This is a genomic window from Histidinibacterium lentulum (genome assembly GCF_003789055.1).
GTDB classification, from domain to species: domain Bacteria; phylum Pseudomonadota; class Alphaproteobacteria; order Rhodobacterales; family Rhodobacteraceae; genus Oceanicola; species Oceanicola lentulus.
Genome location: NZ_ML119081.1, coordinates 377,733 through 397,100, shown reverse-complemented (window position 1 = coordinate 397,100; position 19,368 = coordinate 377,733). Strand labels below are relative to the sequence as shown.

The following is a 19,368-nucleotide window of genomic DNA, read 5'->3' as shown; positions in this document are numbered from 1 at the left end:
GCAAGCGTGGGGGGGCTGGTTCACCTGCCAAAAGGTCCAGAAAGTCAGGAAAGCGGCCAGGATTCGGTAAAAACCTCGTTTTCTGGAAGTGAGTCAATGAGTTGCTTGCGGTTTGCGAATTCGAGCCCACGGTAGAGCGCGGAGAGGTGATACTTCACCGTCGCCTCGCTGATGCCCAGTTCGCGGGCGATCTGCTTGTTCGTTGCGCCGCCCTGTAACGCCGACAACACGCGATACTGGCGCAGCGTCACGCCCCGGGCGGCCAGATCGGGTGGAATCACGTAAGATTGCTCCACGGCGCGCAGGATGCGCGCGGTCATTCGCGCCAGCGGCCGGTGCCCCCGGGCGAAGCGGCCCGAGGCGAGCCGCGCGCCCAGGCCCGCGAAGACGTCGCGATGTTCCAGAAACGGCGCCGTCTGACCTTCGTCCACCGCCAGCCACAGCGCCCTCTCCACCTTGCGGCGGCGTTCGGCCCCGGTGGCGGCCTCGGCCTCATGGAGCGCCATGACGATGGCGCCGCGCGGCCCCGGCAATGCCGCTGGGTCTGGCCCTGCATGTCCCAGAGCCACGCGCGCCTCGACGTTCATCACCGCACCGATGGCGCTCTGCACGGGCTCGGCGGACAACGCGAGCAGGTTCGCCTCCGCCTCCTGCCGCCGCCAGTCGAGCCGCGCGATCAGCACAGCGAGAATGTCGAGCGCCGCCGACGACGTGCCGTGCCGCCGCGCGTAATCCGCCTGAAACGCCTCCAGCTCCTGGCGCGCGCGGGCGGGGCCGGACAGGAAGAAGGCGCTCATCACCGAGATCCGGCCAAGCTGCACGAAGACCTCCGACCAGCTGTCCCCGCGCAAGAGGCTCGCCCGCAGCGCCCCGGCGCGATCCGGGATCGTCTCCAGCCGGCCGGTCTCGTAGGCGATTGCGAGGTGGATGATCTCGATCAGATCCCGCTCGTTGGCGTAGAGCACGCCAGACCGTTCCAGACAGTGCTCTGCCGCCGCGAGACTGCGTCGCGCCGACCGCAGCCGCCCCTCGACCACGCCCAGATCGGCGAGGTGAATATGGATGAAATGCTCTAGATAGCTGTGATCCGCCTCCCGGTAGCATGAGATCGCCCGCTGCCCGGCCTCGCGCGCGGCCTTCAGCCGGCCAAGGCGCACGAGCATCACCAGCATGCAGTTGTGGTAGAGGCCTTCCAGCAGCGGCTCCGACACGGGCAGGCGGCGCTCGAGCGCGATCCAGCCCGCCAGGCGCTCCTCGCTCACCGGGCCGCCGAGATGGATCTCGACCATGAGCGCATAAAGATCGAAGAGCGCGGTCTTGCGGAATTCGATCTCCGGCGCGTCGAGATAGGATCGCGCCCGCCCGGCCCGGCCCTGTTTCACGAGGTAGAAGACGAGCGCGCCCAGCACCGACTCCCGCCTGCGCCACAGATCGCCCGGAAAGGCATCAAGGAGCCGCCCCAGTGCCGGATAGCCGTTGCGGAAGGCAAACAGCGCGCCCCCAGCCGCCTCGAACACCTCGAGCGCCCGCGCCTCCCCGCGCGACTCCAGCAAGCCGAGGATGCGCCCGGCAATCGCCTGTCCCCTGTCGGATGTCCCGTTCGTCATGGCCTGATCGTGTCCCCGCCCGGCCGCGCGGGCAAGACCCGTCACTCCGCCGCGGCGGGGTCGACCGATGCTGGCCGAGCACGCGTCAGGCGAACCGTTCCGCCAACCGGACCTTCCCCCGGACGGGCGCGATGCAGGCACGGCGGCGAGCGGGGCTCAGACGTTTCCCGAGGCGGCCTCCCGAAAGATAGACGTCCCGAGCGTGAGGCCCTGATCGAGGACTGCGACGAAAACGACTGAGAACGTGTGCCACACCCGGGATGCGCCTCCGGCGGGAGTGTTTCGGGCCAGATGAGGACGCGGGGAGCGGGGAGACCGGGAGGGTGGCGCGCGATTGACCGGCCCGCGCGGCTCTGGCAGACCGGTGCGGTCGGAGCCAGCAAGGGCGGTCCATGAAGGTCATCATCTGCGGCGCGGGGCAGGTCGGCTGGCAGATCGCGCGGCACCTCTCCGGCGAGCGCAACGACGTCACGGTTGTGGACAACAACCCCGATCTCGTGCGGCGGGCCACCGACACGCTCGACGTGCAGGGGATCGCGGGTTTCGCCTCCTATCCCGACATCCTGAAGGCGGCGGGCGCCGAGGATGCGGACATGATCATCGCCGCGACCCATTCGGACGAGGTCAACATGGTCACCTGCCAGGTGGCCCATTCGGTCTTTGCCATCAACCGCAAGATCGCGCGGCTCAGGTCGAAGTCCTATCTCGACGCGATCTATTCCGATCTCTACCGGCGCGATCACATGCCCATCGACGTCGTGATCAGCCCCGAGCGCGAGGTCGCCGAGGCGGCGCTGAGGCGGCTCGCGGCGCCGGCGGCCTTCGACACCGAGCAGTTCCTCGGCGGGAAGGGCACGCTCCTGGGCATCCGCATCACCGAGGAGACGCCGGTGGTGAATACGCCGCTCCGGCAGCTCACCGACCTCTTCTCCACGCTCCGGGCCATCGTGGTGGGGGTGCGACGGGACGGGCAGCTGTTCGCGCCGGCGCCGGGGGACCAGCTCTTCGTGGGCGACAGCGCCTATGTCTTCTCTGCCACCGAGGACGTGCCGCGGACGCTGGAGATCTTCGGCAAGACCCAGCGCAAGCAGGAGCGGGTCGTCGTCATCGGCGGCGGCAACGTGGGCCTTGCGGTCGCGCGCGCGCTGGAGAGCCGGGCGGAGCGGATGCGCGTGAAGGTCATCGAGAAGGACCGCCGCTGTGCCGAGCGCGCCGCGGACGCGCTGGAGCGGACCATCGTGCTCAATGGCGACGGGCTCGACGCGCTGCTCCTGCGGGAGGCGGGGATCGAGCGGGCGGATGCGGTGCTGGTGGTCACCGACGACGACAAGACCAACATGCTCGCCGCCGTGCGCGCGAAGAGCATGGGCTGCCCCATGGCGATCTGTCTCTCGAACGATCCGAGCCTCGTGCCGCTGATGGACCCCCTGGGGATCGACGCCTACATCAACCCGCGCGCCACCACCGTCAGCTCCATCCTGCGGCATATCCGGCTGGGGCGGGTGCGGGCGGTCTATTCCATCGGCGATGCCGAGGCGGAGATGATCGAGACGCAGGTGCTCTCGACCTCTCCCATGGCCGGGCGGCGCATCCGCGAGATCGAGTTTCCCGAGGGCGTGCTGGTGGGCGGGGTGGTGAAGGCCGGCAGATATGTCCGTCCCGGTGCCGAGACCCGGATCGAGGAGGGGGACCTCGTGGTGCTTTTCGCCATGGCCGACGACGTGCGCGAGGTGGAGCGGCTGTTGCAGGTCTCCATCGACTTCTTCTGATGGCGCGCCCGCGCCGTCCGACCGGCCGGCCGGCCTGATGCGCGCGCCGCGCTCGGATCGCAGACGGCCGCGGCAGCCGATCTTCGTGCTGCTGATGGCCATGACGGCGCTGGCCATGGTCGTTCCCGGCCTCAACGCGCAGGTCACCGGGGACCGCGCCGCGATGGAGGTGTTCCTGACCTCGGCGCTGCTGGTGGGGCTGACGACCGGCATTCTCGGCCTTGCGCTGCGGGGGCGCGTTCCCGACGAGGGCGCGCCGGCGCAGCTGATGGCGCTCCTCGGTGCCTTTACCGTGCTTCCGCTGCTGATGGCGCTGCCGCTCTGGCGGCTGGCGCCCGGGGCGAGCTATTTCGACGCCTGGTTCGAGATGGTTTCGGCCTTCACCACGACGGGCGCGACGCTGTGGGACGATCCGGAGGACCTGTCACGCCCGGTGCACCTGTGGCGCGCCATCGTGGGCTGGCTCGGCGGGCTGGTGTTGTGGCTGGCGGCCATGGCGATCCTGGCGCCGCTGTCGCTGGGGGGCTTCGAGGTGCGGGCGAGTCTCGGGCGCGGCCGCAGCGCCGCGGGCTTCAGCCAGGTGACGCGGACCGCCGGACCCTACGAGCGGCTCGACCGGTTCGCGGCGCAGCTGATCCCCGTCTACGGCGGCCTGACGCTTGTCCTGGCGCTCTTGCTGATCCTGTCGGGGCAGACGCCGTTCGTGGCGATCTGTCACGCGATGTCGGTGATGGCCACCTCCGGCATCTCGCCCGTGGGCGGGCTGGCGGCCGGGGGCGGCACGCTTCTGGCGGAGGTCGCGGTGCTGGGGTTTCTCGTCTTCGCCCTCACGCGGCTCAGCTACGGTCTCGCGCTTCCGGGGGAGAGCGGGTCCCGGTTCGCCGACGATCCGGAGTTGCGGATGGGCCTCGTGGTCGTGGCCGGCACGGCGGCGGTGCTGTTCCTGCGGCACTGGTTTGGCGGGGTGGACGGGACCAGCGCCGCCGCGGCGCTCCAGGCGCTCTGGGGCGATGTCTTCACCGCGGCGTCCTACCTCGTGACGCTCGGCTTCGAGAGCCGGTACTGGGACAGTGCCATGGCCTGGTCGGGGCTCGGCACGCCGGGGCTGGTGCTGCTGGGGCTCGCCATTTTCGGCGGCGGGATCGGCACGACGGCGGGGGGCGTGAAGCTGCTCCGGGTCCATGCGCTCTACAAGCACGGGCTGCGCGAGATGGAGCGGCTGGTGCATCCGTCCTCGGTGGGCGGCGCGGGCCCCGAGGCGCGACATATCCGCCGGACCGGGGCCTCGATCGCCTGGATCTTCTTCATGCTCTTCGCGCTGTCGATCGCGGCCTTCATGCTGGCGCTCTCGCTTGCGGGCCTCGATTTCGAGCAGGCGCTGGTGCTGACAGTCGCGGCCCTGACGAACTGCGGGCCGCTTGCCGCCTCGGGCGGGGCCGCGCCGATCTCCTATGCCGGAATCGGGGACGGGGCGCGGGCGGTGCTGATGGTGGCGATGGTCGTGGGCCGGGTCGAGCTTCTGGCGATCATCGCGCTTCTGAACCCGGAGGCCTGGCGCAGGTGACCGAGCGAAATGGGGCTGGAAACTCCCGCGACGTCTGCGCATACTCTTTCGGCGAGGGAGGGTGGCCCGGTGGGGTCATCGACTGACACAACCGGAAACGGCTCCAGAAGCCGAACAAGAACAAAGGGCTGGCCATGGCCTCTGACAAGCAGAACCTGCAGGATGCGTTTCTCAATCATGTGCGCAAGACGAAGGTTCCGGTCACGATTTTCCTGATCAACGGGGTGAAGCTGCAGGGTGTGATCACCTGGTTCGACTCGTTCTGCGTGCTCCTGCGCCGGGACGGACAGTCGCAGCTGGTCTACAAGAGCGCGATCTCCACGATCATGCCGAGCCAACCCGTCAATCTCTACGACGGCGACGATTGACCGCCCCCCCGGAGGACGCGGCCGAGGACAAGGGCGACCGGCTGGAAAAGCCAACCCGGGCGCTGGTCCTGCATCCCGAGATCAAATCCGACCCGCGGCGACGGCCGGCGGGACATGCGCTCGAGGAGGCGGTGGCGCTGGCCGCCGCCCTTCCGGGACTGGAGGTCGTGGGCGCCGAGGTGGTGCCGATCCGCGACGTGCATCCGGGCCAGCTCTTCGGGACCGGCAAGGCGGACGAGCTGGGCCGACGGGTGAAGGCCGACGAGATCGGGCTGGTGCTGATCGACGGGCCGGTCTCCCCGGTGCAGCAACGCAACCTCGAAAAGGCATGGGACACCAAGATCCTGGACCGTACCGGGCTGATTCTCGAGATCTTCTCGGATCGCGCCGCCACGCGCGAGGGCGTGCTGCAGGTGGAGATGGCGGCGTTGAGCTACCAGCGCACGCGGCTGGTGCGCGCCTGGACCCATCTCGAGCGCCAGCGCGGCGGGCTGGGGTTCGTGGGCGGCCCGGGCGAGACCCAGATCGAGGCGGACCGGCGCGCCATCGACGAACAGATCGGGCGGCTGAAGCGGCAGCTCGAGAAGGTCGTGCGCACCCGGACCCTGCACCGCAAGAGTCGGGAGAAGGCGCCCTATCCGGTGGTGGCCCTCGTGGGCTATACCAACGCGGGAAAGTCCACGCTCTTCAACCGGCTGACCGGCGCGGACGTGATGGCGAAGGACATGCTCTTCGCCACGCTCGACCCGACGATGCGCAAGTTGCGCCTGCCGACGGGCGACGAGGTGATCCTGTCGGACACGGTGGGGTTCATCTCGGACCTGCCGACGCAGCTGGTGGCGGCATTCCGGGCAACGCTGGAAGAAGTTACAGCGGCCGATCTCGTGCTCCATGTCCGCGACGTCGCCCATGAGAACACCGAGGAGCAGGCCGAGGACGTGCGCGCGATCCTTGCCGATCTCGGGATGACCGACGCGGCGCCGGTGTTCGAAGTCTGGAACAAGATCGACGCTCTGGACGGCGAGGCGCGGGAGCGGCGGCTGGCGATGGCGGCGCGCACCGAGGATGTCTTCGCGGCGTCTGCCCTGACCGGAGAAGGGCTGGGGCCGCTTCTGGAGGCGGTGGCGGCCTCGGTCACGGAGCCGCGCCTCATCGAGGATATCGACCTCGCCTGGTCCGAGGGACGCAAGCGGGCCTGGCTCTTCGACCAGGGGGTGGTGACCGACGAGGCGGACACGGAGACTGGCCACAGGCTCACGGTGGACTGGACCGCGCGCCAGCGTGCCCGGTTCGCGCGATTAAAGTGAACCGATTTGCCTCGGTCTGCGTCTCCTCCATGAAGGGGACCCCATGACGATCATCGTACTCTATCTCGCCACCGCGTTCGTGTTTCTCGCCCTCGATGCCGTGGCCCTGACCAACATGCTCCGCCCGCTCTTCGAGCGGCATATCGGCGACTGGCTGGTGGAGGGATTCCGGCTCGGGCCGGCGGTCGTCTTCTACCTGTTCTACATCGGGGTGCTGGTCTATTTCGTGAGCTGGCCCGCGCTGCGGGACGGCCATTCGCTGGGGTGGGTGGCGCTTCATGCGGGCCTGCTCGGGGCGTTCGCCTACGGCACCTACGAATTCACCAACTACGCCACGCTGGCGCGGTGGCACTGGCAGATGGTGGCGGTGGACGTGACCTGGGGGACGATCCTGACTGCGACGGCGGCGACGCTGGGCGTGGTCGCGGCCCGCGCCCTGAGCTGACGCCGGTCGGGCGCGGCGGGGAAATGCCGCAGCCGCGCAGGCGTCGGGATCTATGTCCAAGGCTGCGGGGCGGCGGTAGACTCGGGCCATGGCCGCAGCAGATCCCGCATTGGTCCGACGCGGAGGCGACGGGACGTCCGGGTCCGCACAGGACCCGGAGAGGCCGTGGCACAGCCGGACGACCGGGGAAACCCTGGAGGCGTTCTCGACGGGTCCGGACGGGCTGTCGGAGGCCGAGGCGCGGGACCGGCTCGGGACGGCAGGGCCGAACCGGCTTCCGGAGCCGCCCCGGTCCGGTCCGGTCGTGCGGTTCCTGCGCCAGTTCAACAACCTGCTGATCTACGTTCTGCTCGCGGCGGCGGTCGTGACCGCCGGCCTCGGGCATCCGGTCGACACGGGCGTGATTCTTGCCGTGGTGCTGGTGAACGCGATCATCGGCTTCGTGCAGGAGGGGCGCGCCGAGGAGGCGCTTGCCGCGATCCGCGGAATGCTGGCGCCAGAGGCGCGGGTGATCCGCGACGGCCGGCGGCGCAGCGTGCCCGCCGATGCGCTGGTTCCGGGCGATCTCGTGATCCTCGAGCCCGGCGACCGGGTACCGGCCGATCTGCGGTTCATCCTCGCCAACGGCCTGCGCATCCAGGAGGCGGTTCTGACCGGCGAGTCCGTCGCCGTGGAGAAGACCACGGAGCCGGTCGGGGAGGACGCGGCGCTCGGCGACCGCCGGTCGATGGGGTTCAGCGGCGCGCTGGTGGCCGCGGGCAGCGGGCGCGGGATCGTCGTGGCGACGGGCCCCGCCACGGAGATCGGCCGGATCAGCGGGCTGATCCAGTCGGTCGAGACCACGACGACACCTCTTCTGCGGCAGATGAACGTCTTTGCCCGCACCGTCACCCTGGCGATCCTCCTCGTGGCCGCGGCGATCCTCGCCTTCGGCGTCTTCGCCGCGGACATGCCGTTTCGGGAGGTGTTCATGGCGGTCGTGGGCCTCGCGGTCGCGGCCATACCCGAAGGCCTTCCCGCGATCCTCACGGTCACGCTCGCGATCGGCGTGCAGGGGATGGCGGCGCGAAACGCGATCGTCCGGCGGCTCCCGGCGATCGAGGCGCTCGGCTCGGTCTCGGTGATCTGCTCGGACAAGACCGGCACCCTGACGAAGAACGAGATGACGGTGGCCTCCGTGGCCACGGCGGGGTGCGGCTACGGCGTGGAGGGCGCCGGATACGCGCCCCATGGCGGCATCGTGCAGGACGGCCGCGAGGTGACGCCGCAGGAGCATCCGCTGCTCGGCGAGCTCGCCGCGGGGGCGGCGCTCTGCAACGATGCCGAGCTGGCCGAGGCCGGCGGCGCATGGACGGTCTCCGGCGATCCGATGGAGGGCGCCCTCGTCACCTTCGCCTGCAAGGCGGGACTCGATCCCGCGGCGCTGCGCGCGGCAAACCCGCAGACCGACGCGATCCCGTTCGACGCGGCGCACCGCTTCATGGCCACGCTGCACCACGATCACGAGGGCCGCGCGGCGGTCCATGTGAAGGGCGCGCCGGAGCGCATCCTGTCGATGTGCGCCACCGAGCGCCGGGATGCGGACGGCACCGGCCCGCTCGACCTCGACCGGTGGCACCAGCGGGCTCTCGAGATCGCGGAGCGGGGCCAGCGGGTCATCGCCATCGCCACCCGGCCGATGCCCGCGGACGTGCGCGGGCTCCGGTTCGAGGACGTGGAGGGCGGTCTGACGCTTCTGGGGCTCGTGGGTCTGATCGACCCGCCCCGCGAGGAGGCCATCGCGGCGGTAGCCGAGTGCCGGACGGCGGGTATCGCGGTGAAGATGATCACCGGCGATCACGCCGGAACGGCCCGCGCCATCGCCCGCCAGCTCGGCCTCGAACAGGCGGACAGGGTTCTGACCGGCGCCGAGATCGACGCGCTGTCGCCCGAGGAGCTGCGCGCCGAGGTCGCGCGGACGGATGTCTTTGCCCGGACCTCGCCCGAGCACAAGCTGCGGCTCGTTGAGGCGCTGCAGGCGGGGGGCGAGGCGGTCGCCATGACGGGGGACGGGGTCAACGACGCGCCGGCCCTCAAGCGCGCCGACATCGGCATCGCGATGGGCCGCATGGGCACGGATGCGGCGAAGGAGGCGGCCGAGATCGTTCTGGCCGACGACAATTTCGCGACGATCGCGGCGGCCGTCAGGGCGGGCCGGACCGTCTACGACAACCTCAAGAAGGCCATCGTCTTTCTGCTTCCGGTCAACGGCGGCGAGTCGCTGGCGCTGATCGTGGCGCTGCTTCTGGGGCTCACGCTGCCGATCACGCCGGTCCAGATCCTCTGGGTGAACATGGTCAGCTCGGTGGTTCTGGCCATGGCTCTCGCCTTCGAGAGCGCGGAGCCCGACATCATGCGCCGCCCGCCGCGCCCGGCGGACGAGCCGATCCTGTCGCGGTTCGTCCTGTGGCGCGTCGTCTTCGTGTCGCTGCTGTTCTGCGCCGGCATCTTCGGGATGTTCTCCCTCGCGCAGGCGCGCGGCGCCACCCTGGAGGAGGCGCGCACGGTCGCGGTCAACACGCTGGTGGTGATGGAGATCTTCTATCTCTTCTCGGTGCGGTTCCTGAACACCACGTCGCTCTCCGTCCGGGCCGTGCTGGGGACGAAGCCGGTGCTGGTGGCCATCTCGGTGGTGACGGCGCTGCAGTTCGCCTTCACCTATGCGCCGTTCATGGCCACCTTCTTCGACACCCGGCCCCTGACCCTCGGGGAGGGGCTCGCGGTGCTCGCGGTCGGGCCGGTCCTGCTTCTCGTGCTGGAGGTGGACAAGCGCATCACCCGCCGGCGCCCGGCCCTCCGCTGAGCGGGCGGTCGCGCGGCGGCCCTGTCAGCGCGAAGCGGGCTCGGGCCGGAGCGTCGTGATGCCCGTCGCGCCGCCCCGGGCGAGGGCCGGGTCGAGGGACATCGGGATGTATTCGCCGCGCCGCCAGAGCCCGCCGAGATCGTCGTAGTGGCGCGACAGCGGGTGGCCCGACTGGCCGGTCGCGATGACGAAGACGGAACTGTCGGGATCGGCGAAGTCGTAGACGCCGCGATAGGCAGCGGCGTGGACGTTGAGGAACGGATGCGGCCCGGTGCCGAGGGTGCGGCCGCGCTGGAGCGTGTGATCGCCGCCCGAGGTGGACTGGCGGATGTTCACGAACCAGCGCAGGAGCGGCACCTCGCCCAGCACCGGGTGATCGTGCGTCGCCTCGTGGGCGTCGCCCCAGCGCAGGGTCTCGAGGCTGGAGCCGTAGGTCTCCTCGACCCAGACCAGGGCGTCGTCGAGGGCGAGGCGCGACATCTCGAGGCAGGTCTCCTCGACGGCCGACTGGATCACGTTGCACCAGCGCGACGCCCCGTCCACGTCGCGGAACACGCGCTCGATGAAGAGCGGCTCCACATGGGTGAATTCCTCGGCGAGGGGGCCGAGTTCGTCGCGGATAAGGCGCTGCTGCAGGAAGCGGACCCAGGCGGCGTAGAGGAGCGGCTCGGGCAGGTGCTCGTTCATCTCGCCGTTCCATTCGGCCAGCAGCGCCAGCGCCATCTGGCGGCGGCGTTCGGGCGTGCCTTCGGGCGCCGCCTCGCCGGTGAACCACAGGTCCGCGCCGATCAGCGGCAGGAGCGAGCGGGCGGTGAAGCTGACCGTGTCGAGCTGCGCCTCCATGAAGCTCTCGCGGGTGTGCACCTCGCGGGTCTGCATCAGCCGCTGCCAGCGGTTCACGCGCTGCGTGTCGCCCCAGTCGAAGCTGACGTGGCGCGGGAATGGGGCATCGAGGATCTTGTTGTTGGTATGGCCGACGAGCCCGCCGGGCGGATCGACCCATTCGGGATTGGCGCTGGCGGGGAACATCCCCTGCCAGCGGTTTTCCTGTCGCCAGCCGGGCGAGGGCAGCCGACCCCGGGACTGGTGATCGGGGTGGCGTTCCGGCATCGCACCGATCAGGCGCAATGCCACGCGGTTGCGGTCCGCGAGGGTCAGCATCATCGCCGGGGCGACGAAGCGTTCCGAGGCCTCGATCGCCTCTTCCACGCTGGTGGCGCGCATCAGGTCGTAGGCGGCCGTCACCGAGGTGTCGTCGGGATCGAGCGCCGTCCAGGCGACGGAGGTGACATGGCCTGGCGGGCGGATCGTGCCGAGGTCGAACATGTCGGGCGGCAGGACCGGGCCGTTCTCGGTCCAGCGCAGCTGCAGGGTCACCGGGCTTTGCCCGCGCACGCCGACGATGCTGTCGCGGGCCTCGAACGGCGCCCAGCCGTCCGGCGTGCGGTAGCGCGTGGCGTCGGCGGAATCGACCTCCTCGATATAGACGTCGGCATCGTCGAGATAGGCCGAGGTGATGCCCCAGCCGATCTCTGCCGAGCGCCCGGCGAGGATCAGCGGCACGCCGGGGATCGTGGCCCCGATCACGCCGCCCGAGCTCAGCTCGAGTCGCGCGAGATAGAAGATGGAGGGCGCGGTGAGGCCGAGGTGCGGATCGTTCGCCAGCAGGGTCGAGCCCGCCGCCGCGCGGGCGGGGGCCGCGGCCCAGGCATTGGACGCGCCCGCAAGGGGCGGCGCGGCCACGGGCCAGAAGCCGTCCTTCGGCGCGGGGGTGGAGGCGGCGTAGCGCGGCGCGCCGGGGGCCAGGGCGCGGTAGCGGGGCAGGGCGGCGACGCCGGGGCCCGGCGCGTCGGGCAGGATGTCGGAGACGCGCCCGTCGTCCAGCATCAGCGACACCCGGGCGCGCAGCACCTCGCGGCCGATCTGGTTCTGCATCTCCAGCGCCATCAGCTTGACGATGGCGATGCTGTCGGCGGCCGCCCAGGGCGAGACGGCATGGTTGAAGAGCCACATCTCGGGCGCGCCGCGGCCCCGCGCGCCCTCGTTCACCTCGCCGAGCCAGGCATTGACGCCTGCGGCATAGGCGTCGAGCGCCGCGCGTGCCGCGGGCGACTGGTCGGGCACCGAGGCCACCGCCGTCCCGTAGAGATCGAGCCGGCGCATCAGCTCGTCGGTCTCGAGCGTGCGCGGGCCGAAGAGCTCGCTCAGCCGGCCCTGGGCGGTGCGGCGCAGCATCAGCATCTGCCACATGCGGTCCTGCGCATGGGCGAATCCGAGCGCATAGAAGACGTCGGCATCGGTCTCGCCGAAGATGTGGGGCACGTTGGCGTTGTCGCGCACGATCTCCACGGGGGCGGAGAGACCCGCGGTCTCGTAGGTCGCCTCATAGTCGGGCAGCGAGCGCGCGGCGAACCACCAGGCCAGCACCAGCATGGCCACGGTCAGCGCCACGAGACCGGTGGCGATGCGCAGAAGCCAGCGGAACAGGAGGCTCATGTCGGGCGGGCTTTCAGGGGCTGGTCATCGCGGTTGCGGCGGGGCGGCGTTGACCGCGCGCCGGCTGTGGCTAGGGTTGCGCCCGGCTTTAGGCCGTCAGGCGGAAAGGGACAAGAGAATGGCTGCATGCGCGTATCTGGGACTGGGCGTGATGGGGGCTCCGATGGCGCGGCATCTCGCCGGGGCGGGGCATCAGCTCTGCGTCTACAACCGCACGGCGGCGAAGGCCGAGGCCTGGGTCGCGGCCCATGGCCATCGCGCGGCGGACTCGCCGCGCGAGGCGGCCGAGGGCGCGGAGATCGTGCTGGCCTGCGTCGGCAACGACGACGACCTGCGCAGCGTCTGCCTCGGCGAGGACGGCGCATTCGCGGGCATGGCGGAGGGCGCGCTCTTCGTCGATCACACGACCGTCTCGGCGCAGGTGACGCGCGAGCTGGCCGAGGCAGCGGCGGCGCGCGGCATCGGCTATGTGGACGCGCCGGTCTCGGGCGGGCAGGCGGGGGCGGAGAACGGGCAGCTTGTCGTCATGTGCGGCGGTGCGGAGGCCGATTTCGCCCGGGTCGAGCCCGTGATCGCGGTCTATGCCAAGGCCTGCCGGCTGATGGGGCCCTCGGGCGCGGGTCAGCTCACGAAGATGGTCAACCAGATCTGCATCGCGGGGCTGCTTCAGGGCCTGTCGGAGGGGCTGCATTTCGCCGAGAAGGCGGGGCTCGACGGGCGCGCGGTGGTGGAGGTGATCGCGGGTGGCGCAGCGGGGTCCTGGCAGATGGCGAACCGGCACGGCACCATGCTGGACGGTCAGTTCGACCATGGCTTCGCGGTGAACTGGATGCGCAAGGATCTCGCCATCTGCCTTGCCGCCGCCGAGGAGAACGGCGCGAGCCTGCCGGTCACCGCGCTCGTGGACCAGTTCTACAAGGACGTGCAGAAGATGGGCGGCGGGCGCTGGGACACCTCCTCGCTCTTCGCCCGGCTCAGGGGTATCGACGGACTCGGGGGCAGGGACTGAGGCCCGGGCATCGTAGCCCGGACGAACGGGGTAGAGGCCTTCCCGCCCTTCCGGCGGGGGTCCCGGAGGCATCGCTCTCACGGTCGTTTCTCGCGTGACACAAGGCAGCGCGACCGCGGGCTCAGCGCAGCAGGATCGCACGGAAATCGTTGACGTTGGTGCCTGTGGGACCCGGGGAGAAGAGGTCTCCGAGCAGGTCGAAGGCCGTCCAGGCATCGTGCCGGGCAAGAAGGCGCGCGGGGTCCGCTCCGAGACGGCGCAGCCGGGCGCCGGTCGTGCCGTCCGCGAAGGCGCCGGCATTGAGTTCCGAGCCGTCGATCCCGTCCGTGTCCGCCGCCAGCGCCGCGACGCCCTCCACGCCCTCAAGGGCCAAGGCCAGCGACAGCAGGAACTCGGTGTTCCGCCCGCCCCGTCCCGCGGCCTCGCCCAGGGTCACCGTGGTCTCGCCTCCAGACAGCAGGATCACCGGGCGCGCGAAAGGCCGGTCGCGGGCGGCGATCTCGCGGGTAATGGCGGCAAGCACCCGGCCGGCCTCGCGCGCCTCGCCCTCGATCGCGTCGGACAGGATCACCGCGCGCCAGCCCTCCCGCTCCGCCGTCGCCTGCGCCGCCTCGAGGGACTGGCGGGCGGAGGCGACGACATGGACCTCGTCCCGGGCGAAGGCGGGGTCCGCCGGGTGGGGGGCATCCTCGGGGGCGGCGGCGAGATAGGCGCGGATGGGCTCGGGCAGGGCAATGCGCCATGCGTCCGCGGCGGCGAGCGCCGCCGCGCGGTCCCGCGCACAGGGCACGGTGGGGCCCGAGGCGACCTCGGCGGGATCGTCGCCGGGCACGTCCGACACCACGAGGCTGACCACCCGCGCGGGATGGGCTGCGGCGGCGAGGCGGCCGCCCTTGATACCGCTCACCTGCTTGCGGATCGCGTTCATCGCCGAGATCGGCGCGCCCGAGGCAAGGAGCGCCCGGGTGAGCGCGATCTCGTCCTTAAGCGTCAGCCCCGGGGGCGGCGCGGGCAGGAGCGCGGAGCCGCCGCCCGAGACGAGGGCGATCAGAAGATCGTCGGGCGTCAGGCCCCGGACCGCCTCGAGAAGCGCCGCGCCGGCGGCGAGCCCCGCCGCGTCGGGCAGGGGATGGGCCGCCTCGAGGACGCGGATGCGGGCGGTGGGGACGGCCTGTCCGTGGCGGGTGACCACGACGCCCGAGAGCGGCGCGTCCCACAGCGCCTCGAGCGCGCGCGCCATTTCCGCCGCGCCCTTGCCCGCGCCGACCACCACGGTGCGCCCGCGGGGGCGGGGCGGCAGGACGTCGGCCATGGCGCGGGCGGGATCGGCGGCGCGGACGGCGGCGTCGAAGAGGCGGGTCAGAAGGGCGCGGTCGCGGGCATCGGGCATGGCGGCAGTCATGCACGCCCCGGGTCGGGGTGCCAGTGGAACATCAATTGGGGAGGACCGATGGAGCGGGTGATGAGATTCGAACTCACGACCCTTACCTTGGCAAGGTAATGCTCTACCCCTGAGCTACACCCGCATCCGTTCGGTGAGCGGGGATTTATAAAGAACCGCGGGGGGCCGCAAGGGGAAAATCCGCGATTCTCGCACGTCAGACCGGTGTTCCGTCCTCGCGGGGTTTCGCCGCGCGTGCCGCGCGGCGATCCGAGGGGGCGCTGCCCCCTCTGGCGAAAGCGGGGCTTTCGCCATTCACCCCCGGGATACTTCCAGCCAGAAAAACCCAGGACGGGGTTCCGGGGAGGGCTGCCGCGCGCGGCCGTCCTGCGACGGGGGGCGCGGTCATTGGGCCGGCGCCCGGCCATGGCGCGCCGCCCGGGAGGACAGGGCCGTGGCCCCCTCCTCATCTGGCCGGAAATACTCCGGGGAGGTCCGGAGGGGCAGCGCCCCTCCGGCGGATCGCCGGGCCGCAGGCCCGGCGAAACCGCCTGCGCCGCCCTAGTCGTATTCGACGAGGAGGTCCTTCGCGTCGATCTGGGCGCCCGGGGTGACGTGGACCGCCTTCACCGTGGCCGCCCGTTCGGCATGAAGGCCCGTCTCCATCTTCATCGCCTCGATGGTCAGCAGAAGGTCCCCCTCCTTGACCTTCGCGCCGGCCTGCACCCCGACCGAGGCCACCACGCCCGGCATGGGCGCGCCCACATGGGCGGGGTTGCCCTGCTCGGCCTTGGGGCGCCTGACCGTCTCGCCCGCGACCTTTCGGTCGGGGACGCGGATCGTGCGGGGCTGGCCGTTGAGTTCGAAGAACACGCGGACCTCGCCCTCCTCGTTGGTCTCGCCGAGGGCGGAGAGGCGGATCTCCAGCGTCTTGCCGGGGTCGATCTCCACCGAGATCTCGGCACCGGGCTCCATGCCGTAGAAGAAGGTGGAGGTGGGCAGGGTGCGCACGGGGCCGTAGGTCTCGTGGCGGCGGGCGTAGTCGGTGAAGACCTTGGGATACATGAGATATGCCGCCAGATCCTCGTCGTCGGCATCATGACCCAGGGCCTCGGAGACCGTGGCGCGGGTGGCCTCGAGATCGGCGGGGGGGAGGTGTTCGCCGGGGCGGTCCGTGAAGGGCTGCTCGCCCTTCAGGGCCTTCTTCCGGATCGCCTCGGGCCAGCCGCCGGGGGGCTGTCCGAGCCCGCCCTTGAGCATCTCGACCACGCTGTCGGGGAAGGAGACGTCCTTGTCGGGATTCTCCACATCCGCCCGGCTGAGGCCCTGGGAGACCATCATCAGCGCCATGTCGCCCACGACCTTGGACGAGGGCGTCACCTTCACGATGTCGCCGAACATCATGTTCACGTCGGCATAGGCCTGGGCGACCTCGTGCCATTTCTCCTCGAGCCCGAGGCTGCGGGCCTGGGCCTTGAGGTTGGTGAACTGCCCGCCGGGCATCTCGTGCAGATAGACCTCGGAGGCGGGGGCCTGCATGGACGATTCGAAGGCCGCGTAGTGGGCGCGCACGGCCTCCCAGTAGTTGGAGATCGCGCGGATCGCGGCGATGTCGAGGCCGGTGTCGCGCTCCTGGAACCGCAGCGCCTCGACCACCGAGCCGAGGGTGGGCTGGGAGGTGTTGCCGGAAAGCGCGTCCATGGCGCTGTCGACGCAGTCCACCCCGGCCGCCTGGGCGGCCATGATCGTGGCGATGGCCGCACCCGAGGTGTCATGGGTGTGGAAGTGGATCGGCAGGTCCACCGCATCCTTCAGCGCCGAGATCAGCGCCGTGGCCTGGGCGGGTTTCAGGAGGCCGGCCATGTCCTTCAGACCCAGCACATGGGCGCCTGCGGCCTCGAGGTCCTTTGCCATGGCGACGTAGTATTTCAGGTCGTATTTCGCCCGGTCCGGGTCGAAGATGTCGCCGGTGTAGCAGATCGAGCCTTCGCAGATCTTGCCGCTCTCGATCACCGCGTCCATCGCGACGCGCATGTTCTCCACCCAGTTGAGGCTGTCGAAGACGCGGAAGACGTCGACGCCGCTGTCGGCGGCGGTCTTAACGAAGAACTGCACCACGTTGTCGGGATAGTTGGTGTAGCCGACGCCGTTGGAGGCGCGCAGGAGCATCTGCGTCAGGATGTTGGGCATCTTGGCGCGGATGTCGCGCAGGCGCTGCCAGGGGCATTCCTGCAGGAAGCGGTAGGCCACGTCGAAGGTGGCACCGCCCCAGCATTCGACCGAGAAGAGCCCCGCCATGTTCGCGGCATAGGCGGGCGCCACGCGGACCATGTCGATGGAGCGCATCCGGGTCGCGAGCAGCGACTGGTGGCCGTCGCGCATGGTGGTGTCGGTGATCAGGAGCTTCTTCTGCGCCTTCATCCAGCGCGCCACGCCCTCGGGCCCCTCGCGGTCGAGGATCTGGCGGGTGCCCTCGGGGGGCGTGTCCGTGAGCGCCGCGGGCGGGACCGGCTCGCGCGCGTCGGCGCGGGGGCGCTGGCGACCCTCGGTCTCGGGATGGCCGTTGACAGTGATGTCGGCGATGTAGGTCAGGATCTTGGTCGCGCGGTCCCGGCGCGGCTTGAACTCGAAGAGCTCGGTCGTCGTGTCGATGAACTTCGTCGAGTATTCGTTGTTCAGGAAGGTGGGGTGTTTCAGCAGGTTGATGACGAAATCGAGGTTGGTCGACACGCCGCGGATGCGGAATTCGCGCAAGGCGCGGTCCATGCGGGCGATGGCGGCCTCGGGCGTGGGCGCCCAGGCGGTGACCTTTTCCAGGAGCGAATCGTAGTAGCGGGTGATGACCGCGCCCGAATAGGCCGTGCCGCCGTCGAGGCGGATGCCCATGCCGGTGGCGCCGCGGTAGGCGGTGATCCGGCCATAGTCGGGGATGAAGTTGTTCATCGGATCCTCGGTGGTGATCCGGCACTGGATCGCATGGCCCTCGAGGCTGACATCGTACTGGCTGGCGCAGCCCGTGGCCTCCATCAGGCTCTTGCCCTCGGCGATCAGGATCTGGGCGCGGACGATGTCGATGCCGGTGACCTCCTCGGTCACGGTGTGTTCGACCTGCACGCGGGGGTTCACCTCGATGAAGAAGAACTCGCCCGTCTCCATGTCCATCAGGAATTCGACGGTGCCCGCGCATTCGTAGTTCACATGGGCGCAGATCTTCTTGCCGAGGTTGCAGAGCTGCTCGCGCTGCGCGTCCGAGAGATAGGGCGCGGGGGCACGTTCCACGACCTTCTGGTTGCGGCGCTGCACAGAGCAGTCGCGTTCCCAGAGGTGGTAGATGTTGCCGTCCTTGTCGCCGAGGATCTGCACCTCGACATGGCGGGCGCGGGTGATCATCCGCTCGAGATAGCCCTCGCCGTTGCCGAAGGCGGCTTCGGCCTCGCGGCGGCCTTCGCGGACCTTCTCCTCGAGCTCCTCGGGCTTCAGGATCGGGCGCATCCCGCGCCCGCCGCCGCCCCAGGAGGCCTTGAGCATCATCGGGTAGCCGATCTCCTCGGCGGCCGCGCGGGTCTTCTCCATGTCCTCGTCCAGCACCTCGGAGGCGGGGATGACCGGCACGCCCGCCTCGATGGCCACGCGGCGCGCGCTGGCCTTGTCGCCGAGGGCGCGCATGGTCTCGGCGCGGGGGCCGATGAAGGTGATTCCGGCGGCGTCGCAGGCATCGACGAAGGCGGGGTTTTCCGACAGGAGGCCATAGCCCGGGTGGATCGCGTCGGCGCCGCAGTCGCGGGCGACGCGGATGATCTCCTCGATCGACAGATAGGCCTGGACCGGGCCGAGGCCCGCGCCGATCCGATAGGCCTCGTCCGCCTTGAAGCGGTGGAGCGAGAGCTTGTCCTCCTCGGCGTAGACCGCGACCGTCCGCTTGCCCAGCTCGTTGGCCGCCCTCATGACCCGGATGGCGATTTCGCCGCGGTTGGCTATGAGGATCTTCCGGAAATCGGCCATGACGGGCTCCTGACGTTCGCACTCGCAGAAATTTGTAGGGGCAAGCCGGGGGAACGTAAACTGGGCGTGACAGGAAGGCCGCGCCGTTAACGAATGTTAACGACGCGGACCCCGCTTCGCTTGCCGGACGCGGGTCCGGGATCCATGTAAAGGGCATGGTTTTCGAGACGGAACTGACCGCGGCGCTCTGCGCCTTCGTGCTGGGCGGCGAGGTGGAGGTGCGGCACGACTTCACGCTGGCCGATGATCGGAGCCATATCCGCGTCGATTGCGAGACCGAGAGCCATGTCTACGAGGTGGGCCTCGATGCCCGGACGTCCTCCTATGACAGCGTCAGTCAGGCGCTCTTTGCGGCGGAACTGACGGGCAAGCTGCCCGCCGTGGTCATCATCGACACCAACGGGATCGAGGATCACGAGGAATACCGGGTGCGCGTCGCGGCGCGGGCGGCGGGGATCACCTATCTGACGATCGACCGCGACTTCCTGATCCGGATGCAGATGGCCTGGCCCTTCAGGCTGCGGAAGGAGCATTTCCTGGGCCCCGACGAGCTGGCGGCGCTGAACTGACGGCTGGGG

The 19,368-nt window shown here is 70.2% G+C and carries 12 protein-coding genes and 1 tRNA gene; 8 read left to right on the top strand and 5 right to left on the bottom strand.

Going from position 1 to position 19,368, the window contains the following annotated elements; genetic code table 11:
• Positions 1-44: 44 nt before the first annotated feature.
• Positions 45-1,607: a helix-turn-helix transcriptional regulator gene (locus tag EAT49_RS01910; RefSeq protein WP_123640578.1), complete on the bottom strand. Its 1,563-nt coding sequence runs from the start codon at positions 1,605-1,607 to the stop codon at positions 45-47.
• 392 nt (positions 1,608-1,999) lie between these two features.
• Here EAT49_RS01910 and trkA point away from each other — a divergent pair, with 392 nt between their 5' ends.
• The 6 genes from trkA to EAT49_RS01880 all read left to right on the top strand — a co-directional run bounded on the left by trkA (position 2,000) and on the right by EAT49_RS01880 (position 9,902).
• A complete protein-coding gene (gene trkA / locus EAT49_RS01905; protein ID WP_123640577.1) occupies positions 2,000-3,376 on the top strand; it encodes a Trk system potassium transporter TrkA in 1,377 nt (458 codons plus the stop codon).
• A 37-nt stretch (positions 3,377-3,413) separates the two neighbouring features.
• A complete protein-coding gene (locus EAT49_RS01900; protein ID WP_123640576.1) occupies positions 3,414-4,940 on the top strand; it encodes a TrkH family potassium uptake protein in 1,527 nt (508 codons plus the stop codon).
• Positions 4,941-5,074: 134 nt separating this feature from the next.
• On the top strand, positions 5,075-5,308 hold the full coding sequence (hfq, locus tag EAT49_RS01895) for an RNA chaperone Hfq (protein WP_123640575.1): 234 nt from the start codon (positions 5,075-5,077) through the stop codon (positions 5,306-5,308).
• A complete protein-coding gene (gene hflX, locus EAT49_RS01890) occupies positions 5,305-6,615 on the top strand; it encodes a GTPase HflX (RefSeq protein ID WP_246003724.1) in 1,311 nt (436 codons plus the stop codon). Before hfq ends, hflX begins: the two co-directional genes overlap by 4 nt.
• Before the next feature lie 43 nt (positions 6,616-6,658).
• Positions 6,659-7,060, top strand: coding sequence for a DUF2177 family protein (locus EAT49_RS01885; protein ID WP_123640574.1), 402 nt, complete (start codon positions 6,659-6,661; stop codon positions 7,058-7,060).
• A gap of 109 nt (positions 7,061-7,169) precedes the next feature.
• The gene (locus tag EAT49_RS01880) at positions 7,170-9,902 is read left to right on the top strand and encodes a cation-transporting P-type ATPase (RefSeq protein ID WP_281274703.1); all 2,733 of its coding nucleotides are present in this window, start codon (positions 7,170-7,172) and stop codon (positions 9,900-9,902) included.
• A gap of 24 nt (positions 9,903-9,926) precedes the next feature.
• On the opposite strand, the gene EAT49_RS01875 is transcribed toward EAT49_RS01880, so the two are convergent.
• Complete coding sequence (locus EAT49_RS01875) at positions 9,927-12,398, bottom strand: penicillin acylase family protein (RefSeq protein WP_123640572.1); 2,472 nt, start codon at positions 12,396-12,398, stop codon at positions 9,927-9,929.
• Positions 12,399-12,516: 118 nt separating this feature from the next.
• Here EAT49_RS01875 and EAT49_RS01870 point away from each other — a divergent pair, with 118 nt between their 5' ends.
• Entirely contained in the window at positions 12,517-13,407 is an 891-nt protein-coding gene (locus tag EAT49_RS01870) for an NAD(P)-dependent oxidoreductase (protein WP_123640571.1), read from the top strand.
• Between the two features lie 121 nt (positions 13,408-13,528).
• On the opposite strand, the gene EAT49_RS01865 is transcribed toward EAT49_RS01870, so the two are convergent.
• From EAT49_RS01865 to EAT49_RS01855, 3 genes are all read right to left on the bottom strand, one after another.
• Positions 13,529-14,809, bottom strand: coding sequence for a glycerate kinase type-2 family protein (locus EAT49_RS01865; RefSeq protein WP_246003723.1), 1,281 nt, complete (start codon positions 14,807-14,809; stop codon positions 13,529-13,531).
• A 49-nt stretch (positions 14,810-14,858) separates the two neighbouring features.
• Positions 14,859-14,933, bottom strand: a tRNA-Gly gene (locus EAT49_RS01860).
• A gap of 416 nt (positions 14,934-15,349) precedes the next feature.
• Complete coding sequence (locus EAT49_RS01855; RefSeq protein ID WP_123640569.1) at positions 15,350-18,790, bottom strand: pyruvate carboxylase; 3,441 nt, start codon at positions 18,788-18,790, stop codon at positions 15,350-15,352.
• A gap of 155 nt (positions 18,791-18,945) precedes the next feature.
• On the opposite strand from EAT49_RS01855, the gene EAT49_RS01850 reads away from it, so the two are divergent.
• On the top strand, positions 18,946-19,359 hold the full coding sequence (locus tag EAT49_RS01850; protein ID WP_185020609.1) for a hypothetical protein: 414 nt from the start codon (positions 18,946-18,948) through the stop codon (positions 19,357-19,359).
• The last annotated feature ends 9 nt before the right edge of the window (positions 19,360-19,368 follow it).